Below are 1,192 nucleotides of genomic sequence, written 5' to 3'. Positions count from 1 at the left end.
TGGCTAAAGGCAAGTTTGAACGTACCAAGCCGCACGTGAACGTGGGCACGATCGGTCACGTTGACCACGGCAAGACGACGCTGACGGCGGCGATTGCAACGGTTCTGTCGAAGAAGTTCGGCGGTGAGGCGAAGGCGTACGACCAGATCGACGCGGCGCCGGAAGAGAAGGCACGTGGCATTACGATCAACACGGCGCACGTTGAGTATGAGACGGCGAATCGGCACTACGCGCACGTTGATTGCCCGGGCCACGCTGACTACGTGAAGAACATGATCACGGGTGCGGCGCAGATGGACGGCGCGATCCTGGTGTGCTCGGCCGCGGACGGCCCGATGCCGCAAACGCGCGAGCACATTCTGCTGTCGCGTCAGGTTGGCGTGCCGTACATCATCGTGTTCCTGAACAAGGCGGACATGGTGGACGACGCTGAGTTGCTGGAGCTGGTGGAAATGGAAGTGCGGGAGTTGCTGTCGAAGTACGACTTCCCGGGCGACGATACGCCGATTATCAAGGGTTCGGCGAAGCTGGCGCTGGAAGGCGATGCGGGCGAGCTGGGCGAAGTGGCGATCATGGCATTGGCCGAAGCGCTGGACACGTACATCCCGACGCCGGAGCGTGCGGTTGACGGTACGTTCCTGATGCCGGTGGAAGACGTGTTCTCGATCTCGGGTCGCGGCACGGTGGTGACGGGTCGTGTTGAGCGCGGGATCATCAAGGTTGGCGAGGAAGTGGAGATCGTCGGTCTGCGCGATACGCAAAAGACGACGGTGACGGGCGTTGAAATGTTCCGCAAGCTGCTGGACCAAGGTCAGGCAGGGGACAACGTAGGCGTGCTGGTGCGTGGTACGAAGCGTGAAGACGTGCAACGTGGTCAAGTGCTGGCGAAGCCGGGCTCGATCAAGCCGCACACGGACTTCACGGCGGAAGTGTACGTGCTGAGCAAGGATGAAGGCGGTCGTCATACGCCGTTCTTCAACAACTATCGTCCGCAGTTCTACTTCCGTACGACGGACGTGACGGGCTCGATCTCGCTGCCGGAAGGCAAGGAGATGGTCATGCCTGGCGACAACGTGTCGATTTCGGTGAAGTTGATCGCTCCGATCGCGATGGAAGAAGGTTTGCGCTTCGCTATCCGCGAAGGCGGCCGTACCGTCGGTGCCGGCGTCGTGGCAACCATCACGAAGTAAGG

At 61.1% G+C, this 1,192-nt stretch carries 1 protein-coding gene; it reads left to right on the top strand.

Going from position 1 to position 1,192, the window contains the following annotated elements:
* Positions 1–1,190: elongation factor Tu (gene tuf / locus WM40_RS27100; RefSeq protein ID WP_082103304.1), on the top strand; the 1,190-nt coding region annotated here is incomplete at its 5' end.
* Between the last annotated feature and the right edge of the window lie 2 nt (positions 1,191–1,192).

The organism is Robbsia andropogonis (genome assembly GCF_000970345.1).
Classification (GTDB): domain Bacteria; phylum Pseudomonadota; class Gammaproteobacteria; order Burkholderiales; family Burkholderiaceae; genus Robbsia; species Robbsia andropogonis.
Note: the sequence above shows the minus strand (reverse complement) of the source record. Positions and strands in the feature narration are given on the sequence as shown.